The organism is Vreelandella lionensis (assembly GCF_002087295.1).
Taxonomy (GTDB): Bacteria; Pseudomonadota; Gammaproteobacteria; order Pseudomonadales; family Halomonadaceae; genus Vreelandella; species Vreelandella lionensis.
This window is the reverse complement of sequence record NZ_MWVI01000083.1, coordinates 78339-93512: the sequence shown is the minus strand read 5'-3', so window position 1 is coordinate 93512 and position 15174 is coordinate 78339. Positions and strand designations below refer to the sequence as shown.

Sequence of the window (15174 nt, the reverse complement as noted above, 5' to 3'; positions counted from 1 at the left end):
AAGTGTCAATCTATTTCAGGACTAGACAAAGGCGATCTCCACGAACAGCTCTGGCTGGAGCCAGATAGCTACCGGGCGGGAGTACGTTAATAGCTTAAAAAAAAGAGGGAGCTGCTTCGAGAAATCAAAATTTCAGCCGCTGAGATTGTTCGTGAAGCTATCGTTCACTCATCGCCCCGCCCGTGCTGCTGAAGCTGTTCCACTGCCTGAGTTCGTTCGCGCTCTAGCTCACGTTTGAGTTCATCTTCAGAGGGCAGATACGGCATGTATTTCGCTGCAAACAGCTGTTTTTGTTCGGCCAGCACCGAGTACTTCACCACAGCTTCGCTTTTTTCACTGCACAGCACCAAGCCAATAGTGGGGTTATCGTCGCTGCAAATACCAGTCGCGGGCTTGGGCGTTTCCTATTCGCAGAAGGGTGCGGTAGTGAGTCCAGCTCAATTCGGTACGCACTGAGTTCCGCTTTGGAAAGCTTTGATAAAACTGGCGCATATTGCGTAAATTGTTGACATCAATGCCTTTCCCCAGCCGCTCGGTAAGCTGTTGTGAGAGCTGCTGTAGCTGCTGCTTACCATACTCAGCACGACGATTGCCTTGCTGTTCGTGTTCGACAATTAAACGGCCTATTTCCCAGTAGCTTTGTACCATAGCCGTATTCACGGCTTGGCGAACCTGCCCGCGTGCTTGCTCTATCTGTTGAGTCATTGCGCTAACGAGGCGGCTAAAAGCGGTTGGGTTCTGCTCCGGCATAGGCTTAACCCCTGGCGTTATAGAGTAATGTCAGCTGGCTTAGGCTTAACAATATCAAATTTTGCCTATTCAAGGACGTCTCTCCATGCCCACTCTACGCCACCTCACTTTAACCTTGTTGCTCGGTGTGTTGGGTATGTTCCCTATTGCTCAGGCAAACGAAACAACCTGGCAAGCACTTCAAAAGGGCGGTTTGGTCATCCTCATGCGCCACTCCCTGGCGCCCGGTATCGGCGACTCGCCGGGGTTTGTGTTGGAGGCGTGCGAGACCCAGCGCAACCTGTCCAGCGAAGGGCGTGCCCATGCGTTAGCAGCGGGGCAGGCGCTGCGGGAGCGGGGCGTGGTGATTGATGTGGTGTACAGCTCCCAGTGGTGCCGGGCGTTGGAAACCGCTGAGCTGATGGCGCTGGAGGCGGTGGTGCCTGCGCCGTGGCTGAATTCGTTCTTTCGCGGGCGTGGGGATCAGGTGGCCATTACCCAAGCGGCTCGTGAGCGTATTGCGGGGTGGCAGGGGCCGGGGAATATTCTGCTGGTGACGCATCAGGTGAATATCACGGCGCTGACCGGTGGGGGCGTTAGCTCCGGGGAAATGGTGGTCGTGCGCCCGCAAGAGGAGGGTTTCACGGTGGTGGGGCGGCTGAGCGTTCCCAGCCGTTAAGGTTTTCTATTCATTTCCTTCAATGAATCGGGGCAAATTATTCGCTCCTCATCGGTCAGCTGAGGTTTTACGCTGGGCGTATTGATAAGGAGAGCGTTATGTCATCAGCCAATACTCAATCCGTTCGCCGCGTGGTCGCTCAGTATCCTGCCCATCGGGATGATATCGGTGATCTGGTCACCCGCCGGCCGCTGCCAGGGCCGGGGCTGGATCAGCTCGATCCGTTTCTATTCTTGAATCATCACGGCCCGCAGGTTTACCCGGCCAACAACCGTGGGCTGCCCTTGGGGCCGCACCCGCACCGTGGGTTTGAAACGGTAACGTTTATTCTGGAAGGCTCGCTGGCCCATGCTGATAGCGCCAAGCACCAGAGCGTGATTCACGCAGGCGGCATGCAGTGGATGACCGCCGGTAGCGGCATCGTTCATGCGGAAATTTCGCCGGAGGAGTTTCTGCGCGAGGGTGGCCCGCTGGAAATCTTGCAGCTGTGGGTCAATTTGCCGTCACGGCTGAAGATGAGCGAGCCGCGCTACGTGGGCTTGCAGCAAGAGGGCATTCCCGCTGTTCAGCTGGCAGGCGGCGGTACGCTCAACCTGATTGCCGGGGAGTGGCAGGGGCAAACGGGCCCGATTGAATCGCTGACGGGCGTGTTCATGTCGACGCTGGCGCTGCCTGCGGGCGCGCATGAGCAGCTACCCGTGGCCCCTGGGCGGCAGGTGTTTCTTTATGTGGTGAGTGGCGACGTGGCGGTGGGCGGCGAGCCTGCCAAGGCGCACCATTTGATCGAAGTCGACCTGACGGTGAAAGCCTGAGCATTGAAGCAGCGAGCGATGCGCGCCTGCTGTTTGGCCATGGCGAAGTCATCGACGAGCCGGTTTATTCTCACGGCCCCTTTGTGATGACTAACCGCGATGAGATCGTCCAGGCGGTGGAGGATTACCAGAACGGTAAGTTTGGCGGGCTTACGCTTTAAAGACCGTTAATGCTCTAAACACCCGCGCTACACCGGCTCGCCGCGAAGTAGTGCCATAAAAATAGCGACCCCACGCTGCGCCAGGGTGCCCAGTGCTCCACCATCTGGCGCGCCTGTTTCGGCGTGGGTTTGACCTCCATGCCCTTCAAGCGGCCTAGCGCTACCCTTAAGGCGAGGTCGTCGGCGGGGAAAATATCGGGCCGCTGGAGCGAGAACATCAGGTAGATTTCGGCGCTCCAGCGGCCAAACCCGCGCAGTTGGGCAATCGCGGCAATGGCCTCGTCATCGCTAAGATGCGCTAAGCCATCGGCGCTAAACGTGCCCGCCAGCTCTGCGTCGGCCAGCCCTTTGGCATACTCGATTTTACGCCACGATAGCCCCGCATCGCGTAGCGCTTGGCCTTCCACCTCCATCACTGCCTTGGCATGTAGCTCCGGCAGCAGCGTATTCACCCGACCCATGATCGCCCGAGCAGCTTCGGTGGAGATCTGCTGGCTGACGATGGTCGAGAAGAAGGTGGCAAAGCCTGGGTCGCGCTGGCGCGGGTTGGGCGCGCCGACTAAGGGGTAAGCGCGGGCAATATCGGGGTCGGCATTGGCCAGTGCCTGCATGGCGCGTTCAATCATAGCAACGGACGTGTGATCAGACGGCATGATGTCTCCTGGGAAATGGGTAGAAAAATGCTCATTAATCGCATTTTGATCTTAATTTGAGTATTAAAATGCACATTATGGTGCCTTGGGCTACACTTTTGAGCATTAAACTACTCAATTAAGGTGAGCTGTGTTGCTAACCGTTCAAGCCTTCCATCAAGGGCAGTGGCACGATGCCGCCGAGCTGATCATCGAGCAGCCAGAGCGAGGCCGTCGGGGGCCTCCACGTTTGGTCTATCTGACAGATTATGCCCTTGAGTGGTTGGATCGCGACGATGAGCACGCCTGTAGCCTTCGTTTGCCTATTGAGTTGATGAACACCCATCAATCGCCACGCTGGTTCGCTTTTTTAGACGATATCATGCCGTCCGGGGCCAGCCGACGTTACTGGGTCACGCAGTTGGGAATAACGGCGCTTAGCGAAGCGGAGCAGGATGCCGCGCTATTGGCCAAGGGCACAATTGCGCCGGTGGGCAATTTGCGCATCAAAGAGGCTCTTCCTGAGCGCCCTGCTGGCAGCACGCTTGAGCACCAGCGCTTTGCTTTGGCTGACGTCGTCAATCGGGATAGTGATTTTCTTGCCTATGCGCAGCAGTTGGGGGCCGCTGGGGGCGGTGCGACCGGAGCAGGTGGCGAAGCGCCTAAGCTGCTGCTGCGCTGCTCGCCAGATGATCAGGTCTGGATTGATACCTACCAGGATGATCCGACAAATATCGATCAGCACTATTTGGTGAAATTTCCTCGCGGTCAGCGCACCGCGATCGATAACGACATTTTGCGTGCGGAGTATCATTTCTATCACGAGCTAGCGGCATTGGGTGTCGCGACCATCGATACCCAAGGGATGAGGTTGATAGAAGGTGAGCGTTATCCATCGCTATGGTTGCCCCGCTTTGACGTTGGTTATCAAGGGGGGGCGTGCACGCTTTATGGCTTGGAGTCTGTGTATTCATCCGTGGGGAAGGAACTGGGAAGCTTTTTGAATCATTTTGCCGTGATTGAGGCGTTGGTGGGTCTGTTGAGCCAACAATTCCGCGTGCGTGAGCCTGGTGGCATTTCGATACGGCGAGCTTTGTCAGTGAGTGGGTGAAACGCGATCTGCTCAATATTGCGTTTGCTAACAGCGATAACCACGGCCGTAATACGGCGCTGCTGAAAACGCCGCAAGGTATCTGGTGGGCTCCGGTGTACGATTTTGCGCCCATGAAGGCTGACCCAGAGGGAATTGTAAGAACTACCACTTGGGGAACACCGTTTGAGGAGGGGCGGGAGTTTAATTGGCCCGCCATTGCGGAACGCTTAAGCGTCTATATTCCCCCAGAACAACTGATGACAGAGTTAAAAGAGCTGGGAAGTCAGCTAGTTGGCCTGAAAGAGCGACTCGCTGCGCGGGGCGTGCCCGACGCCTTACTGACATCGAGTGCGGTGGGGTTTGATTACTTGGACACTAAGCTGCAGCGCTGGGGGTTGGTATGAAGCGCAAAGAACTCTCTAGCGTTGAGCGTGAGGCGCTGCTGACGACGCTCGCGACTCAACTGGTGCGTGAAGAAATCAGCTCGGGGCAGGTGTTGCGTCAGCTACGCCGGGACGTACTGGGTATGTCGCAGACGCAATATGCCGATCTGGTGGGTATCAGCCGTCGCACGTTGTCTGATTTGGAAGCCGGTAAAGCAAGTCCTACCGTGGCGCTGCTCAACCAAGTCTTTCGCCCGTTGGGCCTGCAAGTCGGCTTACTGCCGCGTAACCGTGAGTTGCGCGAGCGGTTGTTGTCAGTGGAATCTTCTACCGGTTGACCCCCAGGCGTTCATCGCTTGATGAATGAGTTTGCACGCTAACTTTTTTAGCGTCATATATTCCTACTTTCGTCTAATCCTGCCATTATTTGACGCAATCTAAGACCGTTTTGATAAGCAGGCGCTTTATTCAGCGCCTGGGGAGAGAGGTATGCAAGAGTCGTCATCGGGGCTGGCGCGTAACCCGCGATTGGCAGAGTTTGTTCTGGCGCTGGGCGGGTTTGGCATAGGCACCAGCGAGTTCGTCATTATGGGGTTGATGAACCGCGTGGCGGAAGATTTAGCCGTGACGGTGCCCCAAGTAGGCTATGCGATTAGTAGCTACGCCCTGGGCGTGGTAGTGGGTGCACCGCTGATTTCCGCGCTGGCTGCACGGGTACCCAGGCGGGCGCTGCTGATTGCGCTGATGCTGGTGTTTGCTGTGGGCAATATTGCCAGCGCCATGGCGCCGGGGTTTTGGTCGTTTGTGGGCCTGCGCTTTTTGGCGGGCCTGCCTCATGGTGCCTACTTCGGCATAGCGGCGCTGGTCGCGGCAGGAGCGGTGCCGATTGACCAGCGAGCGCGGGCTATTTCGCGGGTAATGTTGGGGCTCACGGTAGCCATTTTGATTGGTGCGCCGTTGGGTACCTGGGCGGGTAACGCTTTTGGTTGGCAAATCGCTTTTGCCGGGGTGGGGGTAATTGCGCTGTTAACGGCGCTGCTCATTCGGTTATGCGTGCCGGTGCAGCCATTTGATGCCCACGCGAGCCCATTAAGAGAGCTCTCTGCGCTGGTGAAGCAGCGGGTGCTGGTCACCATTGCGATTGCCTGTATTGGCTGCGGTGGTATGTTCTCGATCTTCAGCTATGTGATGCCGACATTGACCCAGCAGGCGGGCATGAGCGAAGCGCTGGGGCCGCTGGTGTTGGTGATTTTTGGCCTGGGCTCTATCGCCGGTAACCTGGTGGGCGGGCGTATGGCGGATAAAAACCTGATGCGGGCGATTCCCACCATCTTGGTGTGGTGTGCCGTGGTGCAGGGGCTCTTTTACTTTGCTGCCAACGAGGTGTGGACGGGGCTGCTGTTCGTGGGTTTGGTAGGGACTAGCATGGCGCTTGCGCCTTCGCTGCAAACCCGTTTGATGGATGTGGCTGAAGACGCTCAAACCATGGCGGCGTCCATGAACCATGGCGGCCTTTAACGGGGCGAACGCGCTGGGGGCGTGGCTGGCGGGCTTGGCGATTAGCGCCGGGTTTAGCTGGTCGAGCACGGGGCTGGTAGGGGCCGGGCTTGCGCTGTGTGGCCTAGTGATTTTCGCTTGGGGGCGCTGGCTGGAAAAACGCACCTATCCCGCGGAGCCGTCGGTGGCTCAGAGCTACAAATAAAGCGCTATAAATAAGTGATTGCTAAATAAATATTTAGAGCATTTAAAGTGGCAAAAAGCGCGTATCGTTCCTAGGGTGTAAAGGTGCAATCCATAAGGAGGTGACCTATGCATAACCTAGTGAAGACATCGCGCGTTGTAACCCCGCGACTCGTAACATTAAGTGCTATTGCCGCCATTACTCTGGCGCTGGCGGGCTGTGGAACGACCACCGGCGAGCGCGCTACCAGTGGTGCTGGCGTAGGGGCGGCTGTTGGTGCTGGGGCCGCTGCGGTCACTGGTGGTAGCGTCACCCAAGGTGCTGTGATTGGCGGTGGCGTGGGTGCTGCCACAGGGGCTGCCACCGATAAAGAGGATATTAACCTCGAATAACCCGCCTACCTAGCGGCACAGCCTGAAGCCGCGCATGCCTAAATGAAAGTGGTCGGCATGCGCGGCGTTGTACTCAGGCCCCAGTACATTGCCGAAGGTATCACACGCGCCATCTCGCGCTGCGCGTAAAAACTTCCCCGCGTTACCCGCGTCATCCCAGTCGTTAATCAGCGATATCTGCTGGCCGTTCTCAAACTGAAACCCCACCACATCCAGCGCTTCGGCGGTGGCGTGCTCGCTACGCCGTCCTGTCTCACGACATAAACATTACGGCAGGCAAAGCTGCCCACGTGATTCACCTGGGCGACCCTGCTGCCCATAATCGCTTGCGCCGCAGGCTGCAGCGCATGGCGTTCATACATCACCCACGCCAATGCCAGCGGGCACGACGCCACAAAGCTCTGGCTAAAACGCACGCTGCTGCTCTGCATGCGCACGATATTGCTAAGTGGGCAGCTTGCAGTCGGGGAGTAATCAGCCAACGGCGTGTAGCGCAGCTCGCCCTCTGGCACGGTGTCCAATGCCGCCAAGCAGGCGTCGCGGTCATCGTTTAATCGCTTGAGCTTCAACTGCGTGACTGGCGTGATGGGGTCATCCACATGTAGCGGAGCCCAGGGTGCCCAGTGGCGGGGGATCTCGATAATGCCTTTCTGAAGCGCGACCCCCAGCGCAATCAGGCATAAAATAATCACTGTGCTGCGCATGCTGACCTCCTTGTGGCACTTTGGAAACGCTACAGTCCCTGCCATGGGTGTGCGATACTGCGCTCCCCATAATGTCGGCGGTGGCCGGCCTGCGTGATGACGAACCACCATTTTGACTAACTAGGGAAGCGCTTCATGTCCCAGGGTACGCTGTTTATTGTTTCTGCCCCGTCGGGCGCGGGTAAAACCAGCCTCGTTCGTGAGCTGATCGAAAGCCTGGACGGCATTCAGGTGTCGGTGTCGCATACCACGCGTGCCAAACGCGAAGGTGAGGTCAATGGCGTCAACTACCACTTTACCCAAGTGCCTGACTTCGAAGCGATGATCGACCGCGGCGACTTCTTCGAGTATGCCAAGGTCTTCGACAATTACTATGGCACGTCGCGTCAGTCGGTCCAAACCTTGCTAGACGCGGGGCAAGACGTCATCCTAGAGATCGATTGGCAGGGCGCGCAGCAGGTACGCGAGCAGATGCCTTCTGCCGTGTCGATCTTCATCCTACCGCCATCGCGTAGCGAGCTGGAGCGACGTCTCTCCAGCCGTGGCACCGACGAACACGCGGTGATCGCTCGGCGCATGCGCGATGCGGTCAGCGAGATGTCTCATTACGATGAGTACGATTACTTAGTGATTAACGACGATTTCACCTCCGCCCTGCAAGAGCTGCAGTCGCTGGTGATCAGCCGCCGCCTCACGCGTGCTGCAATGCAAGAACGCCACGCCCCCTTGCTCGATGCGCTCTTGTCACAGGCGCCTAGCGTCGAGTAATCTATCAGGTCCTATCACCACTCTTTTCGCTGGGTCGGCGACGTTGTTCAACAACGCCGGCCCGGCGTCGTCATTACAGGAAGGCCCCATGGCCCGCGTAACCGTTGAAGATTGTCTGGAAAATGTAGAAAACCGCTTCAAACTGGTGATGATTTCCACCCATCGTGCTCGCCAGCTGGCCCGCGGCTCCCGCGATGCACTGCTGCCCTGGGAAAACGACAAGCCGACCGGGATGGCGTTGCGGGAAATCACCGCTGGCCTGATCGACCACACCGTTTTGGACGAGCCAGTTGAAGCTCCTGTGCGTGCGCGTCCTGCTATGACGCCTAGCGCTCAAATCGACGATTAAGCTAGCACCGATTAGAGGCGCGGTACATGTTCACCATTGATGACCTAGCTGACCGACTCGGCGGCTACTTACCCCCGGATGAGATCCAGCAGGTCAAGCGCGCCTTCTACTACGCTGAGCAGGCCCACGATGGCCAGCGCCGCCGCTCTGGCGAGCCGTACGTCACCCATCCGCTGGCGGTCGCTAATATTCTCGCTAACATGCACATGGACCATCAGAGCCTGATGGCCGCCATGCTGCATGATGTGATTGAAGACACCGGCGTCTCTAAAAAAGCCCTGGCGGCGCAGTTTGGCAAGCCTGTGGCTGAGTTGGTAGATGGCGTCTCCAAGCTGACCCAAATCACTTTTGAAGATAAAGCCGTCGCTCAGGCGGAGAATTTTCAAAAGATGGTGTTGGCAATGTCGCGGGACATCCGCGTCATCATCGTCAAGCTGGCCGACCGGCTGCACAACATGCGCACCTTGGGCGCACTGCGGCCCGATAAAAAACGCCGCATTGCCCGTGAAACGTTAGAAATCTACGCCCGTATTGCAGGGCGACTGGGGATCAACACCATTCGTGTGGAGCTGGAAGACCTCTCGTTCCAGGCGATTCACCCCATGCGGGCCGAGCGTATCAAGCGCGCAGTGGCCAGCGCGCGGGGCAATCGCCGCAGCGCCATGCGGGAAATCCAGGCCTCGCTGCAGCAGAGCCTGGACGACGAAGGCCTAAAAGGCACGGTGATTGGCCGCCAAAAACATCTGCTCTCGATTTATAAAAAGATGCGCGACCAGCGCAAGCCGTTTGCCGAGATTATGGATGTCTTCGGTTTTCGCATTATCACCGAAGACGTGGCCAGCTGTTATCGCATCCTTGGCGTCGTGCATAACCTCTATAAGCCGGTACCGGGGCGCTTTAAAGACTACATCGCGATTCCCAAGGCGAATGGTTACCAAAGTCTGCACACCACGCTGTTTGGCCAGCGCGGCATGCCCATCGAGGTGCAAATCCGCACCCGTGAAATGGAAGCCATGGCCAATAACGGAATTGCCGCGCACTGGCTCTACAAAGCCGGGCAGACGGCGCATCCGATTGCTGAAGGCAGCCATGCCCGCGCCCGTGCCTGGGTGAAAGGGCTGCTGGAGATGCAGCGCCACGCGGGGGATTCGTTGGAGTTTATCGAACACGTCAAAAACGACCTGTTCCCCGACGATGTCTACGTGTTCACCCCAAAAGGCGACATCATGGAGCTGCCCCAGGGCGCCACGGTGATCGACTTCGCCTACAGCGTACACACCGATATCGGCAATAACTGCATCGCCTGCCGCATCGATCGCCACCTCGCGCCGCTCTCCACGAGGCTGGAAAGCGGCCAGACGCTGGAGATTATCACCGCCCCCGGTGCGCGGCCGAACCTAGCGTGGCGAATTTCGTCACCACTGCCAAGGCGCGCTCCGCCATTCGCCATGCGTTGAAGCATCAGCAGCAGGCGGAGGCGGTGATGCTGGGCCGTCGACTGCTCAACAAGGCGCTGGCATCGTTCGAAACGAGCCTGGAAGAGCTCGACGAGAGTGTCTTCGAACAGGCGTTCAAAGAGTTGGATGTGTCGTCGCTGGACGCCTTGCTCGAATCGTTGGGGTTAGGCAACCGCATGGCCCACGTAGTGGCCCGCCGTTTGGTCGATGTTGCGCATGGCGATAGCTTTGATAAGACGCTTTCCGACAATAGCGATAAGGCTGTGGTGATTAGCGGAAGCGAAGGCATGGTGCTTAACTTTGCCCGCTGCTGCCACCCGTTACCCGGCGACCCGGTGGTAGGGCATCTGTCGGTCGGTAAAGGGCTGGTGGTACACCGTAGCGAGTGTAAAAACCTCGCTGACCGTAAAAACGATCCTGAAAAGCTGTTTGCCCTGGAGTGGTCCGAGCATATTGATGAGGACTTCCCTGTGGCGCTGCGCATCGAAATTGAAAGCCGCCGTGGCCTTGTTGCTGAACTGGCAGGCCTAGTGACCGATGCCGATGCCAATATCGAACGTATCGGCATTGAGGAGCGCGATGCTCGGCTTTCCACCGTCAATCTCACGCTGTCGGTGAAAGGACGGGTACACCTCGCCCGTATTATTAAACGCATTCGCAACCTGCCCAACGTTGGCAAAATTACCCGTACTGCAAACTAAACGCTTATGCGCCTAGCGCTGGCTTTTCAAGCTGGCAGCGTAGGCCATGGTGATAATAATCAACGTTTCATTAATACAGGAGCATGACACCCCATGAGCAATAAAGCGGTTATCAACACAGAAAAAGCCCCTGCCGCCATCGGCCCGTACTCCCAGGCTATCAAAGCGGGCAACACGGTTTACCTGTCGGGCCAGATCCCGCTTAATCCGGAAACCATGGAAATTGTCTCTGATGATTTCGAAGCTCAGGCGCGTCAGGTATTCACCAACCTACAGGCCGTGTGTGAAGAAGCCGCAGGCTCGCTGGGCGATATCGTCAAGCTCAACCTCTACCTGGTCGACTTGGACAACTTTGCGATCGTGAACAAGGTCATGGAAGAGTTCTTTTCGATGCCCTTCCCTGCTCGTGCGGCGGTGGGGGTTAAAGCGCTGCCTAAAGGCAGCCAGGTAGAAGCCGAAGCCGTGATGGTGATTGGCGACTAATCGCCATGCTCCGTTAGATGCGGTGTTTTCACCGCTGCATAAAAAAGAGCGAGCTGTGATCAGCTCGCTCTTTGCGTTTGGATAGCGCTAGAGTAGTTAGGCTTTTTGCAGCTCTAGAAATCCACCCTCTTTCAACACTTGGGCATACCCTTCTTTGTAAGTGGGGTAGCGGAAGGTATAGCCCGTCTCGAGAATGCGGCGGTTGTCGCAGCGCTTGCTGGTGCGTCGGCGCAGCGGCGATTGCATGGTCTCGGTAGATTCTACTTTCAACTGCTTGGCGAGCCACGCCATGACGTTGTGCAGGGTGACCGGTTCGCAGTCGCTGCCCAGATAAAGGTCTGCCAGCGGCGTACCGTTCTCCTGGCAGCGGATCAGGTGCGCCAGAATGCCGGTGCAGTCGTCCCGATGAATGCGGTTGGAGTAGCTCACCGGCGTCACCGCAGCAATGCGGCCTTCCGCCACTTGGTGAATCAAGCGGTCACGCCCTGGGCCATAAATCCCGGAGAAGCGCACCACGGTGCCGGGCAGCGGGTGATTGAGCAGCGCCTGTTCCGCCTCGCGCATCAGGTTGCCGGAGAAGCTGGTAGATTCCGTGGGGCTCTCTTCGTTAACGACTTCGCCCTCTTGCTGACCATAGACGCTAGTAGAGGAGACAAAGAAGACGCGCCGTTGCGGCGTTTCGTGCTGTTCCAAGACGCTGAGAACACGCTTTAGGCCATCCGGATAGGCGCTCTGGTAAGCACTCTCTTCAAAGCGGTCTGCGCTGACGGTGTAAATCACGTAGTCGGCTTGGGGCAGTGCGCTAGCGTCGGCCCCTTCCAAGGTGCTGAGATCAAGGGCTAACGGCTCAATGCCGGTATGCTCTAATGCCTTGGCTTGGCGGCGCACGCCAATCACCCGATGCCCCTCGTCCAGCAGCTCTTGTCCAAGCGTGACGCCGATGTCTCCACAGCCGATAATCAGTATCGTTAGCTTCAACTTGCTCACCCCTCTTGATTAATATTCCCTATCAGATACAAAGTCCCTATGAGATGTGCCATCTTCAATAGGGCTTGTCTGTCCTTTTCCGTCTCGCTAACACGATGACTAGTCACGAGCTGCAACGAGAGGATGCCACTGGCACCGCTAATGACTTTAACAGAACTTCGCTACATCGTTACCCTTGCCCAGGAGCGCCACTTTGGCCGCGCCGCTGAACGCTGCCATGTTTCTCAACCGACGCTCTCAGTCGCAGTGAAAAAGCTCGAAGATGAGCTGGAAATTCCCCTGTTTGAACGCTCTAAATCCACGGTGCAAGTTACGCCTTTGGGCGAAAAAATCGTCGCTCAGGCCCAGCGCGTACTGGAGCAGAGCGGGCTGATTTATGAGTTGGCTAGCGCTGGCAAAGACCAGCTGGCGAACCCGCTGCGTATTGGCGCGATTTACACCATCGGGCCTTACCTGTTCCCGCACCTGGTGCCCGCGCTGGCCAACGCCGCGCCGCAAATGCCGCTCTATATTGAAGAGGGCATGACCGGCACGCTGCGGGCCAAGCTGCGCAGCGGCGAGCTAGACGTGATTATCGTTGCGCTACCGTTTACTGAAACCGACGTGGTCACCAAGCCGATCTACGACGAGCACTTTGAAGTGTTAATGCCCGCCAGCCACCCGTGGGTCGAGCGCGAGGCGATCCATAAAGAAGACTTATTAGAAGAGCGGCTGCTGCTATTAGGGGAAGGGCACTGCTTCCGCGATCAAATTTTGGAAGCCTGCCCGGCGATTACCCAAAAGCTGAATAGCCCCAATAATACCCTGATCGCCGAAGGCGGCTCGCTTGAGACCATTCGCCATATGGTGGCCTCTAAGCTGGGGATTACCGTGCTGCCTCAGTCGGCACTTGGCACCGACCAGTACGAAAACGCCATGCTGGTCAGCCGCCCGTTTGTGGACCCGGCACCTTCCCGCACCGTGGCGATTGCCTGGCGGGCCAGCTTCCCGCGGCCCAAAGCCATTGATGCCTTGGCCAAGGCGATTAGCCAGTGCCCACAGCCGGTGCATAAGAAGAATGCTCCCTCATGAGTGAGCTGTCTGCACCGGTCACGGCGCTGAAGGGCGTGGGGGAAGCGCTGGCGATTAAGCTCGCCCGGCTCGGCGTGGAACGCATCAGCGACCTGTTGTTCCACTTGCCGCTGCGTTACCAGGACCGTACGCGACTCACCCCCATTGGCCTGCTGCGGGCGGGCCATGAAGCGGTAGTAGAGGGCGAGGTGACCGCCAGCGATATCGTTAAGGGGCGGCGGCGCAGCCTGCTGATTCGCCTGCGCGACGGTAGCGGCATTTTAAGCCTGCGGTTTTTTCACTTCTCGCCAGCCCAACAGCAGCAGCTTCGCCCCGGCGTCATCGTTCGGGCGTTTGGCGAAGCGCGGGCGGGCGCCACGGGGCTGGAGATTTATCATCCCGAGTATCGGCTTAGCGGCGGTAGCGAAACGCCGGTCGAGGAGTACTACACGCCGATTTATCCCACCACCGAGGGGCTTCACCAAACCCGTCTGCGAGCGCTGACCCAGCAAGCGTTGCGCCTGCTAGAGCAAGCCCCCGAAACGCTGCCCGATGTGATTCCCGATGCGCTGCGTCAGCGCTTCCAACTGCCGGGGCTGCACGCCAGCTTGCAGCTACTGCACCAGCCGCCGCCAGACGTAGATTTAGAGCAGCTTGCCCACGGCCTTCATCCCGCCACGCGGCGGCTCGCCTTGGAAGAGCTACTGGCTCATCAGCTTAGCCTGCGGGAAGTGCGCCTGCGTATTCAGGCAGACGGCGCGCCAGAGCTGCCTTCCGGGCGCAGCCTGCAAACGCGCTTTCTGGCGCAGCTACCGTTTGCGCTCACCGGTGCCCAGCGTCGGGTGCTGGAAGAGATCGCCCTCGACCTAGCACGCCCTGCACCCATGCTGCGGCTGGTGCAGGGGGATGTGGGCTCCGGAAAAACCGTGGTGGCCGCCATGGCGGCGCTATCGGCGCTGGCGGGCAATTGCCAAGCGGCCATGATGGCACCGACGGAAATCCTCGCTGAGCAGCACTATCGTTCGTTCAAGGCATGGTTTGAGCCGCTGGGCATCGAAGTCGCGTGGCTGGCGGGCAAGCTGAAGGGCAAGGCTCGGTTGGATGCCAAAGCCGCCATTGCCGATGGCCGAGCGCGTATGGTGGTGGGCACCCACGCGCTGTTTCAAGACGATGTGCACTTCCAGTGCCTGGGGCTGGCGATTATCGATGAGCAGCACCGCTTTGGCGTTCACCAACGCCTCGCCCTGCGTGAAAAGGGCGAAGCGGGTGGGTTAACCCCCCATCAGCTGATCATGACCGCCACGCCGATTCCCCGCACGCTGGCCATGAGCGCCTACGCGGATCTGGATGTGTCGGTGATTGATGAACTGCCGCCAGGGCGCACACCGGTGAAAACCGTGGTGGTCTCTGACGAGCGCCGCCCGGAAGTGGTCGAGCGCATCCGCAACGCCTGCAGCGATGGCCGCCAAGCGTATTGGGTGTGCACGCTGATTGAGGAATCCGAGGTGCTCCAATGTCAGGCCGCCGAGGTCACCCGGGAAGAACTGACCCAAGCGCTGCCGGAATTGGCCGTTGGGCTGATTCACGGGCGCATGAAAGCCGCGGAAAAGGCCGAGGTGATGGACGCCTTCAAGAGCGGCGAGCTGGATCTACTGGTGGCCACTACGGTGATTGAGGTGGGCGTAGATGTGCCTAACGCCAGCCTGATGATCATCGAAAACCCTGAACGCTTGGGGCTGTCGCAACTTCACCAGCTGCGCGGCCGGGTAGGGCGCGGCAGCACCGAAAGTTTCGGCGTGCTGTTTTAACCCCCCGCCACTCTCCAAAAGCTCCCGGGAGCGGCTCGGCGTGATGCGGGAAACCACCGATGGCTTCCGCATTGCCGAAAAAGATTTGGAAATTCGTGGCCCCGGCGAAGTGCTGGGCACGCCCCAAACCGGCCTTGCCCAAATGAAGATTGCCGATCTAGAGCGCGATGCCGACCAGCTAGAGCGGGTGACCGCCCGGCCCAGGCGTTGCAGGGCAACGCCGAGGTGACGGCCGTGTTGGTGCGCCGCTGGCTGGGTGAAGCGGCAGGCCGCTACGGGGAGGTGTAGCGGCAGGGCGGGGGTAT

General features: G+C 58.5%; 12 protein-coding genes and 6 pseudogenes. 13 read left to right on the top strand and 5 right to left on the bottom strand.

Translation table 11 applies throughout. The annotated features are described in order from the left end of the window. Positions 1-164: 164 nt before the first annotated feature. Together B4967_RS19565 and B4967_RS12085 are read right to left on the bottom strand one after the other, a co-directional pair. Positions 165-320 carry a hypothetical protein gene (locus tag B4967_RS19565; RefSeq protein WP_243470553.1) on the bottom strand — a complete coding sequence of 52 codons (156 nt, stop codon included), beginning with the start codon at positions 318-320 and terminating at the stop codon, positions 165-167. A gap of 43 nt (positions 321-363) precedes the next feature. After that, complete coding sequence (locus tag B4967_RS12085; protein WP_243470552.1) at positions 364-750, bottom strand: DUF1016 N-terminal domain-containing protein; 387 nt, start codon at positions 748-750, stop codon at positions 364-366. A gap of 85 nt (positions 751-835) precedes the next feature. Here B4967_RS12085 and B4967_RS12080 point away from each other — a divergent pair, with 85 nt between their 5' ends. Together B4967_RS12080 and B4967_RS12075 are read left to right on the top strand one after the other, a co-directional pair. Next, complete coding sequence (locus B4967_RS12080; protein WP_083025420.1) at positions 836-1408, top strand: histidine phosphatase family protein; 573 nt, start codon at positions 836-838, stop codon at positions 1406-1408. 98 nt (positions 1409-1506) lie between these two features. Next, positions 1507-2381, top strand: a pseudogene (locus tag B4967_RS12075) (pirin family protein). Positions 2382-2408: 27 nt separating this feature from the next. Here the strand turns inward: B4967_RS12075 and B4967_RS12070 are convergent. Continuing rightward, positions 2409-3034, bottom strand: a pseudogene (locus tag B4967_RS12070) (DNA-3-methyladenine glycosylase family protein). Positions 3035-3164: 130 nt separating this feature from the next. Here B4967_RS12070 and B4967_RS12065 point away from each other — a divergent pair. From B4967_RS12065 to B4967_RS12050, 5 genes and pseudogenes are all read left to right on the top strand, one after another. After that, entirely contained in the window at positions 3165-4124 is a 960-nt protein-coding gene (locus B4967_RS12065) for a HipA N-terminal domain-containing protein (RefSeq protein WP_243470550.1), read from the top strand. After that, positions 4121-4510, top strand: a complete 390-nt coding sequence (locus tag B4967_RS21550) for a HipA domain-containing protein (RefSeq protein ID WP_243470549.1) — start codon at positions 4121-4123, stop codon at positions 4508-4510. Before B4967_RS12065 ends, B4967_RS21550 begins: the two co-directional genes overlap by 4 nt. Beyond that, complete coding sequence (locus B4967_RS12060) at positions 4507-4827, top strand: helix-turn-helix transcriptional regulator (RefSeq protein WP_083025417.1); 321 nt, start codon at positions 4507-4509, stop codon at positions 4825-4827. Before B4967_RS21550 ends, B4967_RS12060 begins: the two co-directional genes overlap by 4 nt. Positions 4828-4978: 151 nt before the next feature. Then, positions 4979-6191, top strand: a pseudogene (locus B4967_RS12055) (MFS transporter). Between the two features lie 107 nt (positions 6192-6298). After that, positions 6299-6562, top strand: coding sequence for a hypothetical protein (locus B4967_RS12050; RefSeq protein ID WP_083025415.1), 264 nt, complete (start codon positions 6299-6301; stop codon positions 6560-6562). Between the two features lie 9 nt (positions 6563-6571). Here the strand turns inward: B4967_RS12050 and B4967_RS12045 are convergent. Next, positions 6572-7266 (bottom strand): annotated as a pseudogene (locus B4967_RS12045) (extensin-like domain-containing protein). 135 nt (positions 7267-7401) lie between these two features. Between B4967_RS12045 and gmk the strand changes: the two are divergent. The 4 genes and pseudogenes from gmk to B4967_RS12025 all read left to right on the top strand — a co-directional run bounded on the left by gmk (position 7402) and on the right by B4967_RS12025 (position 11024). Next, positions 7402-8034 carry a guanylate kinase gene (gmk, locus tag B4967_RS12040; protein WP_083025414.1) on the top strand — a complete coding sequence of 211 codons (633 nt, stop codon included), beginning with the start codon at positions 7402-7404 and terminating at the stop codon, positions 8032-8034. A gap of 88 nt (positions 8035-8122) precedes the next feature. Continuing rightward, positions 8123-8383, top strand: coding sequence for a DNA-directed RNA polymerase subunit omega (rpoZ, locus tag B4967_RS12035; RefSeq protein WP_083025412.1), 261 nt, complete (start codon positions 8123-8125; stop codon positions 8381-8383). 26 nt (positions 8384-8409) lie between these two features. Further along, positions 8410-10541: pseudogene (locus tag B4967_RS12030) on the top strand (RelA/SpoT family protein). Positions 10542-10634: 93 nt separating this feature from the next. Next, positions 10635-11024, top strand: coding sequence for a RidA family protein (locus B4967_RS12025; RefSeq protein ID WP_083025411.1), 390 nt, complete (start codon positions 10635-10637; stop codon positions 11022-11024). 96 nt (positions 11025-11120) lie between these two features. Here the strand turns inward: B4967_RS12025 and B4967_RS12020 are convergent, their stop codons facing one another. Then, positions 11121-12002 carry an SDR family oxidoreductase gene (locus B4967_RS12020; RefSeq protein WP_083025429.1) on the bottom strand — a complete coding sequence of 294 codons (882 nt, stop codon included), beginning with the start codon at positions 12000-12002 and terminating at the stop codon, positions 11121-11123. 150 nt (positions 12003-12152) lie between these two features. Here B4967_RS12020 and B4967_RS12015 point away from each other — a divergent pair, with 150 nt between their 5' ends. Both B4967_RS12015 and recG read left to right on the top strand, forming a co-directional pair. Continuing rightward, on the top strand, positions 12153-13082 hold the full coding sequence (locus tag B4967_RS12015; RefSeq protein ID WP_083025427.1) for a hydrogen peroxide-inducible genes activator: 930 nt from the start codon (positions 12153-12155) through the stop codon (positions 13080-13082). Next, positions 13079-15157: pseudogene (gene recG, locus B4967_RS12010) on the top strand (ATP-dependent DNA helicase RecG). The gene B4967_RS12015 and the pseudogene recG overlap by 4 nt, the downstream one beginning before the upstream one ends. The last annotated feature ends 17 nt before the right edge of the window (positions 15158-15174 follow it).

Excerpts from the sequence above, each read along its gene's own strand:
- B4967_RS12085 (WP_243470552.1), bottom strand. The coding sequence starts at position 750 with ATGCCGGAGCAGAACCCAACCGCTTTTAGCCGCCTCGTTAGCGCAATG.
- B4967_RS12080 (WP_083025420.1), top strand. The coding sequence starts at position 836 with ATGCCCACTCTACGCCACCTCACTTTAACCTTGTTGCTCGGTGTGTTG.
- B4967_RS12060 (WP_083025417.1), top strand. The coding sequence starts at position 4,507 with ATGAAGCGCAAAGAACTCTCTAGCGTTGAGCGTGAGGCGCTGCTGACG.
- B4967_RS12050 (WP_083025415.1), top strand. The coding sequence starts at position 6,299 with ATGCATAACCTAGTGAAGACATCGCGCGTTGTAACCCCGCGACTCGTA.
- gmk (WP_083025414.1), top strand. The coding sequence starts at position 7,402 with ATGTCCCAGGGTACGCTGTTTATTGTTTCTGCCCCGTCGGGCGCGGGT.
- rpoZ (WP_083025412.1), top strand. The coding sequence starts at position 8,123 with ATGGCCCGCGTAACCGTTGAAGATTGTCTGGAAAATGTAGAAAACCGC.
- B4967_RS12025 (WP_083025411.1), top strand. The coding sequence starts at position 10,635 with ATGAGCAATAAAGCGGTTATCAACACAGAAAAAGCCCCTGCCGCCATC.
- B4967_RS12015 (WP_083025427.1), top strand. The coding sequence starts at position 12,153 with ATGACTTTAACAGAACTTCGCTACATCGTTACCCTTGCCCAGGAGCGC.